The sequence below is a fragment of the Sinorhizobium fredii USDA 205 genome, assembly GCF_001461695.1.
In the GTDB taxonomy this organism is placed as follows: Bacteria; Pseudomonadota; Alphaproteobacteria; order Rhizobiales; family Rhizobiaceae; genus Sinorhizobium; species Sinorhizobium fredii.
Genome location: NZ_AUTC01000178.1, coordinates 1 through 14,421 on the forward strand (window position 1 = coordinate 1; position 14,421 = coordinate 14,421).

Genomic DNA, 14,421 nt, shown 5'->3' on the forward strand with positions numbered 1-14,421 from the left:
CACCTCGCTCGGTTCCGAGAACAGCAGGCCGTCATGTTCGTAGAGGGACAGCACACGCGGCTCGAAGCGTTTTAACGCGGCAGTGACGTCGACGACCTTGTCCCGAAGGTGCTTAAGAGCTTCCTCGTCCAGTTCGACACCTGCCCGACGGGATCGTCGCAGGCGCGACAACAGTGTTGCCGCCCTGTCGCCGGGATTGCGAGCCGGGGACCAGAGGATCGTCAGATAGAGGTCGTTGCAAAACAGGTCCTCGCCCACCATTCGCGCGCGATACTTATCGTTGAGCGCTGCCGAGAATGGCGTGGTGAACCTTCCTTCCGGATAGCTGTTGTCACGACGGCGGATGAGATGCGTCCACAAGGCAAGCCGCTCGTCGGCGATGTTCCGGTAAAGCGTGTTGAGGTCGCGATGAAGGGCATTCAGGTCTAAAACATCCGCGGTCTCGAAAGAGACGCCCTCAAGCGCGACCATCACCATCAGTGCGCGGGATTCGAGCGCGATCGTCGACGCGTCGACATGGCGGACATAGGGGATGAAGGTCTCCGGGCCGAGCTCGCGAGACTTGAGTGTGGCGGGGCTAGGCAAATCCGAGATCCCTTTCGTCGTATCTGCGGGCGAGCCTCAGTGGTGCAAGCGTCGCCCCGCCCCAATAGATGCTGTTGCGGGATCGGCCGCGCGTCTCCACCCAGGCAAGCAAGATGCGGAACATATTGTGGTCCTGCTTGACCAGCGTGCGGAAAACCAGATGAAAGACGACGCCGACAGCCAAGTAGGCGATCGAGCCGGCGACGATGTAGAGAATGGTGGTGAGCATGATGTTCATGCCCATGGCTTCCATCGTCACGCCGGCGATCATCGCCGGCCGGGTGCAGGCGATGAACAGCGTGTCTTCCTCGAGCGTCTGCCGCGAACTCGCCATTGCGTCAGCTTCCGACGATGGTGTTTACGAGTTCGGTGGCGCCGAAGATGCCGCCGATGCCGATGATCCAGAAACCTGCGCGCCTCAGATCCATGTAGCCGAACATCCAGGCGATGCAGATCACGATCACCGCGATGACGGCGAGCAGCTTGGCGATATTGCCGGTCAGCATGTCGACGATATCCTGCAGGACGGTCTCGATGCCGGCGGCCTGCGCGAAAGCCGGCTCGACCATGGTGGCTGCGATGGCGACGGCCATCAGGGTGGAGGCAGCGATCGGCCGGATACGGGAACTGAAGGTCATTCACTCTGCTCCATTTTGTTGTTCTGAAACACGAGGACGGAGGACCGCCGCCGCGCATTGAAGACATCCCAGGTCGGCACGGATGGCGTCTCGTCGGCAGGCGGATGGTGCGCCGGGTCTTCGATCGCGACATCGCGAGCCGTAGCCTCGACTGGCTCCCCGCCCTCCTCGCCATCGTCGATCGTCAGCGTTGCGAGGGTTTTGCCCAGCCGCTTCGCCTCCTTGCGGACCTGCTCGTCGTATTTGACCATGGCGCCGACAGAGGGGTCGTTCCGGCCGTAGTATGATTGCAACATCACCTGCCCGGCTCGCTTCGGGTCGGCGCCAACCTTGAATGCAAGCCGGTAGTAGCCGTCGAGCAATGTGGCGGTGGCCTGGAGGTTAAGGCATGGATCGAAAGCATCAGAAATTGAGAAACTCATCTTTCGAAGCTCTTCCATGCCAATGCCGCCGAGGCCGAGCTGGATGTCCTGACGTTCGGCCGCCAGTGACGTGGCGACTTCGATCGCCTCAGCCTTGGTCGTGGGCTGCTCAGAGAGCTGCGGTCCGCTGTTGATCCGGATCGCGAAGGGTTCGAAACGACTTTCGAGGCTGACGACGCCGGCAAGAGTTTCGGCCGCGACTCTAGGTGCACAGGTCTGCGCGAGATCGACGAAGGCGACGGGCATGCTCAGTACCACACTCTCTGGCGACCGATCCCGTCGATCGTCACGTCTACAAAGTGTTGCTTCGAGCGGACATTGGGCCGTCTGGTCACGTAACGCCGGCATTGTCCTTGGCCGCTCGTCCGATACCAGCGGGAGGAAAGGACGCCGCCGGCTTCACCGTAGTAGCATTCACTCTTTGAGACAGTTTGGGGTGTCATCGAGATGCAACTTGCCTCGTTGCCGCGATCATTGGTTCGCGTCGTCAGCCTGAAGCCGTCATCGCAGTAGTAGGGTTCATATCGCGGCCGGGAAGCCCTGAAGCCGACGCCACTGCAGGTCGGAAACGCGTGCCCCCTGGCAAGCTCGCGCCAGAGTCTATGGATCGGGGGCCGGCATGGCGCATACTGCGTCGCGCCGCCCGGGTTTGAAAGGCACAGGATAACCTCGCATCCCCAATCATCTGCCCGCGCAATACTATCTGAAACGAGGTATGCTGACGAAGCGCCAATCGTCGAAAGGAATACGCTGATCAGTAGGTTCTTCATGGAGTGAGACCCCGCTAGCGCTGCAGCAAGGCCCAGCGCATTCGATTACCGCAACCGATATACAGACTTATATAACGCAGTTAAAAAAATGACAAGAGCTCTCAATCTGCAGTGGCACAGCCTCGCCTTCTCGGCCTTCATCTTTCACGAAATCTTCGACAATCCGCTCCAGGACGAGACGCCCCAGTCGCGACTGAAGCAGATCGGCATGATGAGTGTGCTCTACATCATGCATCAGGCTCACCAGCAGCTAACTCTTTCCAGTATCGTTGAAATCACCGGCCTGACGCGTACCGGAGTGGCCGAAACGATCGACCCTTTGGTTCGGCGTGGAGTGTTGACGGAGAAGTTCGTGAAGAACTCGATGGGTCGCGGCAAGGCTCGCCAGTTTGAGATTGCGCCGACGATTCTGGAGAAAATTCGAAGCTTTCAGCAAGACTCCAACAGCGATCCGAGCCAGCCCTAGACGGATCAAAGTCTATCTTTTAAGAGACTTAATTGACTAGCGATCCAGGATTTCAGAGGACCGGTGGGTCCGCCGAATACGCGGAAAATCAATCGGTTAGTGCAAAGTCATCGAAAGGCTCGTCAGGCCGAACTTTCGCAGAATGGATCCGCTGTACTTGCGTGCTGCCCGGAACGGGTTCGGCGAAAAGGCCTGTCCGTTAGCGAGGTCCCGACCGAACGGGATGACTGACGGGTCGGTGGCATTCGATGGAAGATGAAGTTGCTGAGAGGAAGAAACTCCTCGACTGCGATCCCAGCCCGCGGAGCTCGCTCGCGAGCGGTTTCTGAGCAGCGGCCGCCACCTGACGGTCAGACGGAATGCTTTTCCACTAGAAAAGGACATAAACCCTCTTTTAGTGAATACTAAATCAAAAGCATCAACAATGTTGCGCCGACGATCAGCAGCGCGGAAACGGTCAATGCCCAGATTACGAACATATCGTAATCGTAATGGTCCTTCTCTCGATCAGAGCGTTGCATTTGCGCCTCATCCGGCTCGTTTTCCCGGAGCCTTCGGGCCACTCCCTGCTGAGTTCCGATTTTACTATCAAAGGAACGATTCCGCTATAAGCCGTCGCAGCTATGCGCAGGCGCCTGAATGGCTTAGGCGGCCGGCCTGACCGCTCGAGGTGACCGTCACATAGCCATCGACATCACAATCAAAGCAGTCGCGGCGATGGCCGCGCGGTCGCAAGACGTCGACGGCGCAGAGATGTTAAGCTTGCCGAACAGAACCGGGCGCCTTCGCTGCCCGCAGTGCATCAGGAGGCCGTGCCCACGAGGAGCGGCTTGAGTCTTGCCCCGGCAGGACTTGATGCGGATCAGTGCGTTGATCGGACCACTGGGGCCAAGCGAAAAGACGTTGGAGTAGAATATTGGGCAATGATCTTAGCCCCGCTGTGTTTCACGCTCCGCTGATGGAGGTCGACGACGAGCTGCGAGGCATGCTTCTTGTCGACCGGGAGAGGACAACAAGGGCGATTGCGATGCACCTTTTGCTGCGTATGCGGCCCCAGATCCTGTTTCGGGGGAACTCCGAAGAGGTAGGTCTCGAGCAAGTCGTCGATGGGATCGTTGATGCCATCCTGACTGTTCCGGAGAGGGTACTCGGCGATTTCGCCCAGGAAGGCGCTGTGCCGCGTGCGGCCGCAACGGACTTCATTGCCAGGGTAGTGTCAAAATCTCTGACTGACTGTTTTGAGCCACTTCATTCTGATCGCCCGGGTGGGGCCTGATCCGTCTGGTAGTCGCAAGACAGATCGCCAGCCCAGTCTCCAGGTGAGGCGCTCGAGCCCGCTACGCAATCTCGCGTCGAAAAACCGACCTTCCCCTTCTGCGGGAAATCAATTAGCGTTCAACTCAGCCGACATGAGCGGAGCCTGTGCTTCCGGACGATGCGATCAAGATTATCGCTGTGAAAGCGTCCGGCCACATCGTCTTAGCGCCGGACTCTTGAAGGAGAGTCGTCATGTCGAAACTATTAAAGCGTTCCCCTCGCCCGTCGAACGAGACGGGCGCGAATGATGACGTCGCGGTGGCGGCGGCTGTGAAACTTGCAATGGAGGTCTATGGCTGCGACGCGAAAACCGCCGCGGCGCATCGCGCGATCGAAGCTTGGGTGGATAAGCGCGAGGGCGAGTTCACGTTCTGGCTGCATATCTTCAGTACCTTGAACCCGGACCTCATCCGACCGATGCGGAGTGCACCATAAAGGTTGTTGGCGCACCGGAGCGATTTATCATCTGTGCTTCACCCATTGGGCCGATCGGCCACGGCCAGCAAATCCAAACCGCAGTATCGGCTCTCTCTCTGCCGACGCAGGCTGCCCTTTTTCGGAATTGCGGTAGTCGTAAGAAGAAAAAGTCGGAAAATGCAAGGAAAAGCGCTGAGAGATGAGCCACTGATCGCACGTCGTACTGGGCGGGCTTCGTCGCCCCTATCGGCTTTTTAAGTGCCGACCAAAAAAGAGCGGATCAGGCGCCGGCGCTTTAGCTGTCAATCGGCGTCCAAAATTGCACGCCGGAAGACACCCTTGATCATTCATCTTGCCGAGCCTAGCTCGCCGCCTCCTCTCTTGCGCCCTAACGGAAAACCGAAAGCCCGGCTAATGGCAAGCCGCTTCCTCCGCCTGAGAAGCCCTGAGCGCGAGCAATGGTCCCTTCGCGACGGCGTGCGGGTGAAGGTCGTCAACGCAATCAACGGGCGTGAACTGGCTGCCGCCCCCGACCGCCTCGATTAATGCCTATTTCCTTAATTGTAGCCGATCTAGAAGCAAGCGAAGATCACGCGGCTACCTCCTCCAAACCGCATTACAAATTCTGGTTCGAGTCCCCGCCCCCGCAGGCGGCGAAAGTGCAGGGCGAAGCCGTCCGCTCATGCAATAAAGGCCGATGGTCGAAAGCGAACAACGGTACGAGTTCTCAGAATTCTCCGGCGAATTCATCGATGACGATGTAACCGTCATTTTGCGCATTTACCGTCCTGCCGACACCAACCTCGATTGGGTGCTTGAGGTATTCGACGAGGAAGGGAACACGACCGTCTGGGAAAACACCTTCGACATTGATCGAGATGCGTCCAAGAATTCCTCGCCACGGTTCAGCGCGTTGGTCTACGAAGTTTCGTAGATGCACCGGTGCAAAGACTACATTGATCGCTTGACCAGATGATCTCGCGCCAATGGCTTTCTGTTCGCGCCCACGACAGTCTTTGTTGCCTCCCTGAGTAACGCCTAATCGTTGAGCGCCGATCCATGGGTAGATTTTCGCGTAGCCGCCGTTCCGCTCAAGGAGGCGAAGCCGGGCGAAAGAAGGCCGCCTGATCACCCCCAGCCGGGCAAGACACGTCTTTTGGTTTGAAGCGGTGAAGCAATGCTTTCGCATCTGATAAAAAGGGCAGATTGCCACCCCCAGAGACGCGGACGCTGTTTGGCTTCGGGACCTGGAGCCGTTGGATTGATCCCCACCAGTTTACCTTGATTTAATCGGCCGCAAGGTCTAAAAAGGTCATATATGACCACTTTCAGGAGGCCATAATGTCAACCGTCAGCTTGAAGGACGCCAAAGCTGCTTTCTCGAATATTGTGGATCAAGCTGCCGCTGGTGAGTTTGTCACGATCACTCGCCACGGCCGCGCGGCTGCAGTCCTTGTCTCTGTCGTAGCCGCAGAAGCGGCAAAGAAGGCGCTTCATAAAGAACGTCCTAGCCTAGTCCAATACCTGAAATCATTCCCGGCCGACATTGATCTTGACGATGATGTTTTCGCCCGAAATCCGGCTCCCTCGCGTGAGGTCGATCTGTGAGCGGCTACCTTCTCGATACGAACGCAATTTCCATCACCTCGGCCTCCAAGGCCACGGCCACGCCTGGATTTTCGGATTGGCTGGAAGAGCAGGAGCAGCTTAGCGCGGTTTATCTGTCAGCCGTTACCGTCCACGAAATTGAAAAGGGCGTCCGGCTTCTGGAATCCAGGGGAGCGAAGGTCAAGGCGGCAGGAATTGAACTATTCTTGCAAGGTCTGATCGCCGGTTACGGTGACAGGATTCTGCCTGTAGACGCGGACGTTGCACGCGAAGGCGGCAAGCTGGAAGCCAAGGCCATTGCAGCCGGTCACAATCCCGGCGCGTCCGACGCCATGATTGCGGGAACCGCCAGCTTTCACCGGTTGACGGTCATCACGGCCAACCTGAAACACTTTCGTCCTTTCGGGATCAAAGTGAAATCCCCGGATCAAGTGGCACCCTAACATGAAGGGCTGCCTGAGTCTGAAGCCTGCCCCCGCAACTTCCTGGATCCGATCTCCCGCGTGACCTCCCGCGCCCGCAGGCGGCCGCCGGAGGGGCGAGACCAGCCCCTGAGCCCCTCGCGCTCCCTTCCCCATCCGACTCCCTCGGCCATCCGACTTCTCCCGCGTCAGGGATGGCCCCGGAATCATTAAAGCTGGGGTGGTTGCCGCCCTGCCAGACGGCATCGCGATTTGCCAAGGGGTGGCCGGTAAGAGCCACAGAAGGGCAGGCTGTCGAAAGCAACCTTAGGTCGTCAGTCGGCAATTTCGCGAACGCGCATGCCGACGAGAGTGGTCTCCGCGTCGTGTCGGCCTTCGTCGCCGCCGCCTTCCCCAGCAGACGGCACGCCCCTCAGTCAAGAAGGTGGACATGCGGCCTTACTAATTAACCAAAGGCTGTTTCCTAGATCAGTAGTACACGCTATGACTTCCTGTGAGGGTCTACTTGGGGGCAAGAGATCCCGTTCGTAGGGGGCGGCCGTAAGGCTGTGGGGCATGGGGCGAAGGCGTGTCGGCGTCTACACCGAAAAGCATGTGGCGGCTATCAGCGCCGACGTTGCTGCCGCGATCGACGCGGCCGCGTTTGGAGGCGGGTCATGGGACGAAGTGCCTGGCGTGCTCAGCAAGGCATTTCCGGGGTCCTTTGGCGGCCTTTGGAACATGAATTTCGCCGAGAGCCGGCTCAATTTTCTGTCGGTGCAGAACATCGATCCCGCTTTCGCCAAATCCTTCAGCGACCACTTTGCATATATCAACCCCTGGATACCCTATTGGTCTGGGGCCAGAAGCGGGATGACTGCCCTTTCCGAGGAGGTCTTTCCGGCGCGAAGCTTTGCCGACACCGAATTCTACAACGACTGGCTGCGCCCGCAGAAAGACGTCGAGGCCGGGGCGGGCATGAAGATCGTCGGCGACCGTGGAGAGACCATCCAGTTCCTCATGAACTTCCCGCTGTCGCTGTCCGAAACCTACGGCAAAGCCGCGGTGGAAGTCCTGACAAGGGTCCGTGGGAACCTGGAACGTTCCATCAGCCTCGCTCGTCTCATGCGGACGAGCTTCGAGCAGGCTGTGGCCGCAGCCGCACTTGTAGAGCGCAACCGATATGCGGCATTCGTTGTCGAGCGCAACCGCCTGGTGCGCGAAGCAAACCAGATGGCACTGCAAATCTTCTCGTCGGGGCAGGCGGTGATTGTTCGAAGCGACCGCTGTTTCATGGCGAACACGGTCGCGGACGCCCGCTTCAGCTTGATTCTGGACAATCTATCGCAAGGAATTCCCACAGACGGAGCGCGCATATCCTTCCGGACCTCAGCTGGAGCGTGGCAGGTAACAATGGCCGCGCTTCCTACGGCTGATCCGTCGAGGACCAAACTATCGGTACTTCCGCCTCGCCAACTCGTCCTGGTGCTAGTTACCGAGCTCAACCCTGCGATCCCGGACACAGCCGATCTCTCAGCGCTCAGCGCAATATTCACGTTGACCCCTTCGGAGATTATGTTTTGCCGACGGCTGCTTGGTGGCGAGTCGGTCGCCGATGCCGCGGAGCAGCTCGGTATCACAGTGGAGACTGCGAGAACCAGATTGAAGTCCATCCTCCAGAAGACAGGGACTTCGAGGCAAGGGCAGCTGATGCTGCTTCTCTCACGACTGCAGTAGTCGGAACGTCTTCGCAGCGGTGCGAAGCCTACTGCATGCTTCCTTAGATCAGCCGATTTAAGGATAAAAACATGTAGTAATTCAAAGCGCTACAGCGACCTTTGCGCGTCTGATAAGACGCGCGGCGCTGTAGTCTTACCAACGTCGATCAAGAAGCCGCCGGGACGACAGGTCATGATGTCCATGTTCCTGCAGAGGGGTCCCTCCCCGCCCCCCATTTGGGAGTTGTTACTCCCCGCGCATTTTCATAGTCCTACAACCCACAACCTAATCATTCCCACGCACGGTAGCTGATCTGCATTTTACTCCGTCCGCATGTAATCGAGGGGGCCATGGCCAAACTGACGTATTTCTTTCCAGGTGGAAAATATCCGATGGATTACACGCCGCCTATCGATGGTTTCGATTACAATCCGCCGTTCGAGCGCCGATGAGCAATTCGTTGGCTTTGGCGGGCGAGACTATATCGATGGCCGGGGAGGGTTTGATGCGATCCGCTTCCACCGCGACGCGGATCACGGTGGGTTGCTCGGTGTCACGGTCAATCTTGCCACCGGCGTAGCTGTCGACGGTTTCGGGAAAACCGACACCATTGTGAACTTTGAAGCAATCCATTCCACAAAGTTCGCCGACAAACTCACCGGAAATAGCGGCGACAACTACTTCCGTGCCGAGGCTGGCAATGACTTCATCGATGGCGGTCTCGGAGCCGATACGATGGAGGGCGGCAGCGGCAACGATACCTATATCGTCAATGAGACCGGTGACGTGATCGATGAAGTCGCCCATGGAGGTAGCGGCATTGACACCGTCAGGTCGTCGATTTCCCTCAGCCTCGTCGCCAGCGCAAAAGTCGTAGGTGCGGTCGAAAACCTAACCTTGCTTGGAACAGCGAATACAAGCGCGACCGGTAACGGCCTCGCAAACACGCTTATCGGCAACAGTGGGAACAACATTCTGAACGGGGGGGCGGGAAACGATAAGCTGACGGGTGGGCTTGGAAACGACACCTTCTTCTTCAATTCGACGCTGAGCGCTACGACCAACGTGGACAGCGTCACCGACTTCAATGTCGCCAATGACACGATCCGGCTGGAAAACTCTGTCTTCACAGCGATTGTAGGCACGGGAGCATTGACCGCAGCGCAGTTCGTCAAGAACACCACTGGCCTGGCTGCCGATGCCAGCGACCGGATCATCTATGAGAGTGATACCGGCAAACTGTTCTACGACAGCAATGGAAATGCCGCAGGCGGCTCAGTACATTTCGCGACGGTCAGCACAAACCTCGGCATCACCGCAGCGGATTTCTTTGTCGTTTAACCCGCATCGCCTGAGGAAGGCCCTTTCTGCTGCGGAGGGGCCTTCATGCGCTACGCGTGCGCGCAACCGGAGGCGGGCCGCGAAGCCTTTATTGACCGATGTTGTGCTTGTTACCGGCCAAATCAACGCTGCCTGCGGCGCGTGGAGAAAACTAAATTGTAGGCCGCGACGGGATCAGACATCGGCCAATGTCAAGACCGCGCCACATGCAGCGCGGCAAGTCGCAGGCGTGATTCAAGCATGATACTCTGCCTTTGCGCCCTGGGACCCGCCTCTACTATCGGTGGATCCATCTTGAACTTCAAGGGAAGCGATCTCGAACGATTGTTCCCGCTTGGCCGCTTCGTCCGCCAAACCTTTCCACGCCCGGAGTATCGTCTGGGCTACTTCGAGGCAACTGCGATCGGCTTCAACGACCTCCATTTCGGCGACCAGGCTCCCGAGCCTCGCGATGCACTCGTCGATGTGACTGCGGAGGCGTGAACACAACTGTAGAGTATTTTTACCCTATTGCATTCTGAGCGACTTTCGGTTGATTTGCCCACGCTTTTCCATTCATCATCGACAGAACACAAGAATGGCGCGAGAGACACCCTTTGCCGTTGTAACAAGGCGTTTGCTTGACGCATGGATTCAAACGACTCCCGCGCAACCCGCTGCTGCCGAGGACGTGTATCGTGGCGTGCTCGATCTCCTTTCAATAAAGATGAGGCTGACGCTGATCACGGTCGAAGGCGACGATCCGCTGCGGTGGCATATGAAAGCGATTCGTCACTCGCGTTTTGCTTCGAGAGTCCTCAACATCAACAAAATATTCGCCGACTGTCGTCTGGGGGACTTCAAGGATCAGAGCTTCATGCGGGGGGCCGTTATTCCTCGGCTTCAGGAAGTTCTGGTTAGTCAACAGCCTGTGACAGAGCTCGTAAAAACCAGGCTGATGGGGGTCAATCTCGGATACGATCGCATTCTCCTGCCACAAAAGAATGCCGGAAGGCCCAAATGGATCATTTCCTCGTCTTGCGCCCAGTTTATGCTTAGCCCTCCACAAAGGCGGGAAACTCTCGATGTGGCTGACGAGGCGATCATCCAGCTGCTGGTTGAAGGAGCTACGGCAAAAGAGACCGCGGCAACCCTTGGGATTTCGCATCGGACGGTCGAACATCGCCTCGAAAGGATGAAGCAGCGCTACGGAGCGCGAAACGTGGTCCACTTGGTCTCCATGTTAATCGCCACACACCTCGATCGCCCGTCCCCCGGCAACGGCTCCGCCATGGCGGAAACAGCGGACGACTAGCGGAACAACTGCTTTATGTTCTAAGGTTCGGAATGGCAATCTGAAGCGTCTGGAGTGCAACTCGCTCCTGCGTCTGCAATGCCTTGAGCCTTGTCGTTTCGTCGTTCATGTTGGCGTCGACGAGGCGGCCGATCCCTCTCTCGACAGTCGTCGCGAGCGTGCTGGCGAACTCGGATCGCATGTCCGGACCTTGCGTTTTGCCGCCGATTTGCCGTTCGCGCTCCGTCTCCTCGATCTTGCGCTGAGAGGTGATGCCGACTTCCTTCAGGAACTCACGGATCGACATGTTGGAGGCGTCTTCGCTCATGCCGGAACTCCTCTGTGTCGAAGGGACTTGTAAGGGAGGGACAGGGGTCTAGGAAGCAGGACGGTGACGCGGTGCCATCGAGACAGACCCCGGGGGCCGGGAGGACTCGTCGGGGCCCTCGCACCCGTCCGGTTCGAGGAGTAGTGGAAGCTGATGCGCGTCTTGCGCAAGCGGAAGGAGGTACTTCGCGCTGACAAAGACGGGGATAAATCAACCCGTACTGGCTAACGATTCAACATCCGTTAAGCGGACCCAACTAACATCGATCCATATAGATTCACCTATTGCCTCAGGATTTTCGACCGACATGGGCGAGATCGACCTTATCTTTTACGTCCCACCGATCTTGTTCAGCAGTGTAGCACTGACTTTTCTCGTGCTCTGGCATATGAAGATCACGCCGGCTTGGCAATGGAGCGCGGGATTTGCGCAGACCGCGGCCGGTTTCGTCATCTCAACGTTCTTACCAGAGCCGTATTCCGCCGCTTTCGTATCCGGCCTAATTTTCATCGGAGCGGCCTACTGCTACGGCAGTGGACTGCTGGCGCATTTCAATGCACCAAGGCTTCGGATACCGCGACTGTTGTTCGCAGCCACTTATTCAATTGTACTCGCGTACCTAGTGTTCGCTGAGCAGAGTCTGGTCCAGCAATTGTTCCTGACCGACGTCGGATTCGCGCTCTTGCTCGGAGTAGCTGTATGGATCGTGGCACGGAGAGCATCCCGTCCGATCGATATCGCACTCGTCGTAACCAGTTCGATCGTCGTCTTGGATTGTCTCATACGGGCGATCTTTTTCACCTTTTTCACGACCTCAAGCGATGACTTCGGTGACTTCGCCACCTCGCTCTATAATCTCGAGGTCAGTGTCAGCACCATGACCATCTGCATGTTCTTCCCGTTCACCGCTCTGGGTGCGAGTGCTTCTGCTGCAATCGAGCGGCATCAAGCTGCCGCCGAAACGGATGAGCTGACGGGGCTCCTCAATCGCCGCGGCTTCAAACGAGCGTTGGAAAGAGACTTTAGTTCAGGCTGTCCCCGCGGCTCACTGATCGTGTGCGACATCGATTACTTCAAACGGATAAACGACACCTTTGGGCATGCTGCGGGCGACAAGGTCATCGCAGGCCTGGCCGAGGAGATTAGGGGTCTAGTGGCCGGGCGTGGCAGCGCTGCGCGGTACGGTGGCGAAGAGTTCATGGCCTTCTTGCCGAACGCGTCGCTCCAAGAGGCCGTTGCGCTCGCAGAATTACTTCGTGTTTCCTTTGCCAACAGGGACTGGCATCACGAGGGCCTAAACCGGAAGGTCACGACGAGCTGCGGCGTGTCGGCGGTGCGAGACGGCGAGGCGACGCTAGATTGCGCCATCGACCGTGCCGATTGCGCCCTTTATGCCGCGAAATCGGCCGGTCGAAACCAGGTGATGGCGGAGATCACACGGGCCGCCGACCTCAGAATCGGCGACTCTCGAAACCTGCCCGCGCTGGCTCGGTCACTAGGCACGACGCGTAGTGGCGCTGCTGCTTAGGCACGACAAGCGCAATCGGAACTCGCTGCCCGCCCTTGTGGGGTATAGCGGAAACGGCTTCCGCATTCGGCTCAATCAAACGATTCGTTGCGCCGGACACCAACGACGACAAGGACTGCGAAGCCTGCGCCATGAGGCCCCGCTGCTGTCCGAAGACGCCGGCACACAAGGCGACGCGCTAGATCTACAAAGGCGCACGCGACATGACCGGCGGCATCCCCAAGACCGATGCTCACCAAACCTCACGCTTTCAGTGGAAGAAGGTGGAGATGCCGTTTGAGCACTCCAAACGCGTACTGAAGCTCGACAGGCTGCGATTGCGCATCCCTTCTGGTGTCCGCGATAAATCTCCCCTCGCCGAAATCGCCCAGAAGGAACTTGGCTAAGGTTTGCTGCTCCGACAGCGGCCCTGGCCACTTATTGGGGCCAAGAGGGTCAATCGCGAAGCGAGCTGAACGACCGGCTTCAACCTCGCCTTTTTCAACATAGGGTAATGGACGGCGGCTCTTCTGCGGAGTCCGGCTAAGATCGGCTCCGTCACTGAAAGAGGAGGCCGACCATGGAATATTTTGCCGGCCTGGTACATCTCGATGGAAGAGACGTATGTCTGCGTCGTCGATCGCGAGGGATCAGTCGTTTACGAGCGGGAGACGGCATCGACGCCTGAGGCGATCGCCGCCTCGCTGGCAAAGGCGCCCCCTGTCGGCGCATCGTATTCGAGACCGGCCGCATGGCGCCGATGCTCTATCATGGGCTGGCGGCCTTCGGTCTGCCGGTCGTCTGCATCGAAAGCCGGCAGGCGTATCAGGCCCTGAAGTCGCTGGCGACCCAAAAGACCAGGCTGTCGCGGCAATCGATGCCGACATCAAGAAGATGCCCAACGCCTCCACGGTATGCCGCGGCTGATGACGATCCCCGGCGCCGGCCATCTCACCGGGCTCGCCTTCACCGCCGTCGTCGATGACCCCGGTCGCTTCAGGCGCTCCCGCGATCTGGGTGCCTAACTCGGCCTCGTGCCACGCCGCTCCAGTCGGGCGAGGTCGACTACACGGGCAGCATCTCCAATTCGGCGACCGGCGAATGCGTACCTCCTCTATGAGGCGGCGAATGTCATGCTGACATGCTATCGAGGCGCATTGAAACTGAAGGATTGGGCTTTGGCGATTACCAAACGCTCCACAACGCGCAAGGCGCGGGTCGCACTCGCCAGGCGGCTGGCTATCATTGTGCATGGGATGATCAGGCACGGCGCCGTATTCCGGCTCGCATAACGGAGCATCGACGAACGAGACAGGAAACCGAAACGAGCTCCCGAGCGGAGCGACGCCCAAGGGAGGGCGTGGATGGCGGCGCCGATGCTTTAGCACACGGTATCGCGCCGGCCGACTGGGAATTTCAACCAAGCCGCTACACGACCAGCTTACCCCATCAAGTGCCACGTGAGCACGTAGAGAAAGCAGGCACCCTAAAGCGTCGTTATTGCTCAAAACCGAGCTGCCGCCCTTGACTTCGGCTCCATTCTCGCAGCGCACCGAGACTAGTCATCTGAATCCGAAATTCTTGTCATAAGCTGTTGTCGACCTTCTGACAGAAGCGTTTGACGGATGC

General features: G+C 58.3%; 16 protein-coding genes and 3 pseudogenes. 13 read left to right on the plus strand and 6 right to left on the minus strand.

Annotation, left to right across the window (positions count from 1 at the left end; genetic code table 11):
* The 5 genes and pseudogenes from N181_RS25935 to N181_RS35060 form a co-directional block, all read right to left on the minus strand.
* A pseudogene (locus tag N181_RS25935) lies at positions 1–585 on the minus strand (transporter); the annotation flags it as partial.
* A complete protein-coding gene (locus tag N181_RS25940) occupies positions 578–919 on the minus strand; it encodes a VirB3 family type IV secretion system protein (RefSeq protein ID WP_037434820.1) in 342 nt (113 codons plus the stop codon). The pseudogene N181_RS25935 and the gene N181_RS25940, both read right to left, overlap by 8 nt.
* A 4-nt stretch (positions 920–923) precedes the next feature.
* Positions 924–1,223, minus strand: a complete 300-nt coding sequence (locus tag N181_RS25945; RefSeq protein WP_060563985.1) for a TrbC/VirB2 family protein — start codon at positions 1,221–1,223, stop codon at positions 924–926.
* Positions 1,220–1,891: a lytic transglycosylase domain-containing protein gene (locus N181_RS25950; protein WP_037434821.1), complete on the minus strand. Its 672-nt coding sequence runs from the start codon at positions 1,889–1,891 to the stop codon at positions 1,220–1,222. The genes N181_RS25945 and N181_RS25950 overlap by 4 nt, the downstream gene beginning before the upstream one ends.
* 2 nt (positions 1,892–1,893) lie before the next feature.
* Entirely contained in the window at positions 1,894–2,415 is a 522-nt protein-coding gene (locus N181_RS35060; protein WP_080579227.1) for a hypothetical protein, read from the minus strand.
* An 88-nt stretch (positions 2,416–2,503) separates the two neighbouring features.
* Between N181_RS35060 and N181_RS25955 the strand changes: the two genes are divergently transcribed.
* From N181_RS25955 to N181_RS25995, 10 genes and pseudogenes are all read left to right on the plus strand, one after another.
* Positions 2,504–2,881: a helix-turn-helix domain-containing protein gene (locus N181_RS25955; RefSeq protein WP_037434823.1), complete on the plus strand. Its 378-nt coding sequence runs from the start codon at positions 2,504–2,506 to the stop codon at positions 2,879–2,881.
* A 916-nt stretch (positions 2,882–3,797) separates the two neighbouring features.
* Positions 3,798–4,157 (plus strand): hypothetical protein, encoded by a 360-nt coding sequence (locus N181_RS25960; protein WP_234885866.1) that lies wholly within the window; start codon positions 3,798–3,800, stop codon positions 4,155–4,157.
* 233 nt (positions 4,158–4,390) lie between these two features.
* Positions 4,391–4,633 carry a hypothetical protein gene (locus N181_RS25965; RefSeq protein WP_037434826.1) on the plus strand — a complete coding sequence of 81 codons (243 nt, stop codon included), beginning with the start codon at positions 4,391–4,393 and terminating at the stop codon, positions 4,631–4,633.
* 679 nt (positions 4,634–5,312) lie between these two features.
* Entirely contained in the window at positions 5,313–5,549 is a 237-nt protein-coding gene (locus N181_RS25970; RefSeq protein WP_370008920.1) for a hypothetical protein, read from the plus strand.
* Positions 5,550–5,956: 407 nt separating this feature from the next.
* Positions 5,957–6,223: a type II toxin-antitoxin system Phd/YefM family antitoxin gene (locus N181_RS25975; protein WP_037434828.1), complete on the plus strand. Its 267-nt coding sequence runs from the start codon at positions 5,957–5,959 to the stop codon at positions 6,221–6,223.
* A complete protein-coding gene (locus tag N181_RS25980; RefSeq protein WP_037434830.1) occupies positions 6,220–6,666 on the plus strand; it encodes a type II toxin-antitoxin system VapC family toxin in 447 nt (148 codons plus the stop codon). Before N181_RS25975 ends, N181_RS25980 begins: the two co-directional genes overlap by 4 nt.
* 573 nt (positions 6,667–7,239) lie before the next feature.
* Positions 7,240–8,361, plus strand: coding sequence for a helix-turn-helix transcriptional regulator (locus N181_RS25985; protein WP_037434831.1), 1,122 nt, complete (start codon positions 7,240–7,242; stop codon positions 8,359–8,361).
* A gap of 585 nt (positions 8,362–8,946) precedes the next feature.
* Positions 8,947–9,684: pseudogene (locus N181_RS25990) on the plus strand (M10 family metallopeptidase C-terminal domain-containing protein); the annotation flags it as partial.
* Between the two features lie 294 nt (positions 9,685–9,978).
* A complete protein-coding gene (locus N181_RS32415) occupies positions 9,979–10,167 on the plus strand; it encodes a hypothetical protein (RefSeq protein WP_037434836.1) in 189 nt (62 codons plus the stop codon).
* A 94-nt stretch (positions 10,168–10,261) separates the two neighbouring features.
* Entirely contained in the window at positions 10,262–10,978 is a 717-nt protein-coding gene (locus N181_RS25995) for a helix-turn-helix domain-containing protein (RefSeq protein ID WP_050994729.1), read from the plus strand.
* Between the two features lie 13 nt (positions 10,979–10,991).
* Here the strand turns inward: N181_RS25995 and N181_RS33455 are convergent, their stop codons facing one another.
* Entirely contained in the window at positions 10,992–11,285 is a 294-nt protein-coding gene (locus tag N181_RS33455; protein WP_037437461.1) for a DUF6494 family protein, read from the minus strand.
* 307 nt (positions 11,286–11,592) lie between these two features.
* Here N181_RS33455 and N181_RS26005 point away from each other — a divergent pair, with 307 nt between their 5' ends.
* The 3 genes and pseudogenes from N181_RS26005 to N181_RS32425 all read left to right on the plus strand — a co-directional run bounded on the left by N181_RS26005 (position 11,593) and on the right by N181_RS32425 (position 14,084).
* Positions 11,593–12,813 carry a GGDEF domain-containing protein gene (locus tag N181_RS26005; RefSeq protein ID WP_050994730.1) on the plus strand — a complete coding sequence of 407 codons (1,221 nt, stop codon included), beginning with the start codon at positions 11,593–11,595 and terminating at the stop codon, positions 12,811–12,813.
* 203 nt (positions 12,814–13,016) lie between these two features.
* The gene (locus N181_RS26010) at positions 13,017–13,199 is read left to right on the plus strand and encodes a hypothetical protein (RefSeq protein ID WP_037434842.1); all 183 of its coding nucleotides are present in this window, start codon (positions 13,017–13,019) and stop codon (positions 13,197–13,199) included.
* A gap of 173 nt (positions 13,200–13,372) precedes the next feature.
* Positions 13,373–14,084: pseudogene (locus tag N181_RS32425) on the plus strand (transposase).
* Positions 14,085–14,421 lie beyond the last annotated feature (337 nt).

Excerpts from the sequence above, each read along its gene's own strand:
- N181_RS25940 (WP_037434820.1), bottom strand. The coding sequence starts at position 919 with ATGGCGAGTTCGCGGCAGACGCTCGAGGAAGACACGCTGTTCATCGCC.
- N181_RS25945 (WP_060563985.1), bottom strand. The coding sequence starts at position 1,223 with ATGACCTTCAGTTCCCGTATCCGGCCGATCGCTGCCTCCACCCTGATG.
- N181_RS25950 (WP_037434821.1), bottom strand. The coding sequence starts at position 1,891 with ATGCCCGTCGCCTTCGTCGATCTCGCGCAGACCTGTGCACCTAGAGTC.
- N181_RS35060 (WP_080579227.1), bottom strand. The coding sequence starts at position 2,415 with ATGAAGAACCTACTGATCAGCGTATTCCTTTCGACGATTGGCGCTTCG.
- N181_RS25955 (WP_037434823.1), top strand. The coding sequence starts at position 2,504 with ATGACAAGAGCTCTCAATCTGCAGTGGCACAGCCTCGCCTTCTCGGCC.
- N181_RS25965 (WP_037434826.1), top strand. The coding sequence starts at position 4,391 with ATGTCGAAACTATTAAAGCGTTCCCCTCGCCCGTCGAACGAGACGGGC.
- N181_RS25970 (WP_370008920.1), top strand. The coding sequence starts at position 5,313 with ATGGTCGAAAGCGAACAACGGTACGAGTTCTCAGAATTCTCCGGCGAA.
- N181_RS25975 (WP_037434828.1), top strand. The coding sequence starts at position 5,957 with ATGTCAACCGTCAGCTTGAAGGACGCCAAAGCTGCTTTCTCGAATATT.
- N181_RS25995 (WP_050994729.1), top strand. The coding sequence starts at position 10,262 with ATGGCGCGAGAGACACCCTTTGCCGTTGTAACAAGGCGTTTGCTTGAC.
- N181_RS33455 (WP_037437461.1), bottom strand. The coding sequence starts at position 11,285 with ATGAGCGAAGACGCCTCCAACATGTCGATCCGTGAGTTCCTGAAGGAA.
- N181_RS26005 (WP_050994730.1), top strand. The coding sequence starts at position 11,593 with ATGGGCGAGATCGACCTTATCTTTTACGTCCCACCGATCTTGTTCAGC.
- N181_RS26010 (WP_037434842.1), top strand. The coding sequence starts at position 13,017 with ATGACCGGCGGCATCCCCAAGACCGATGCTCACCAAACCTCACGCTTT.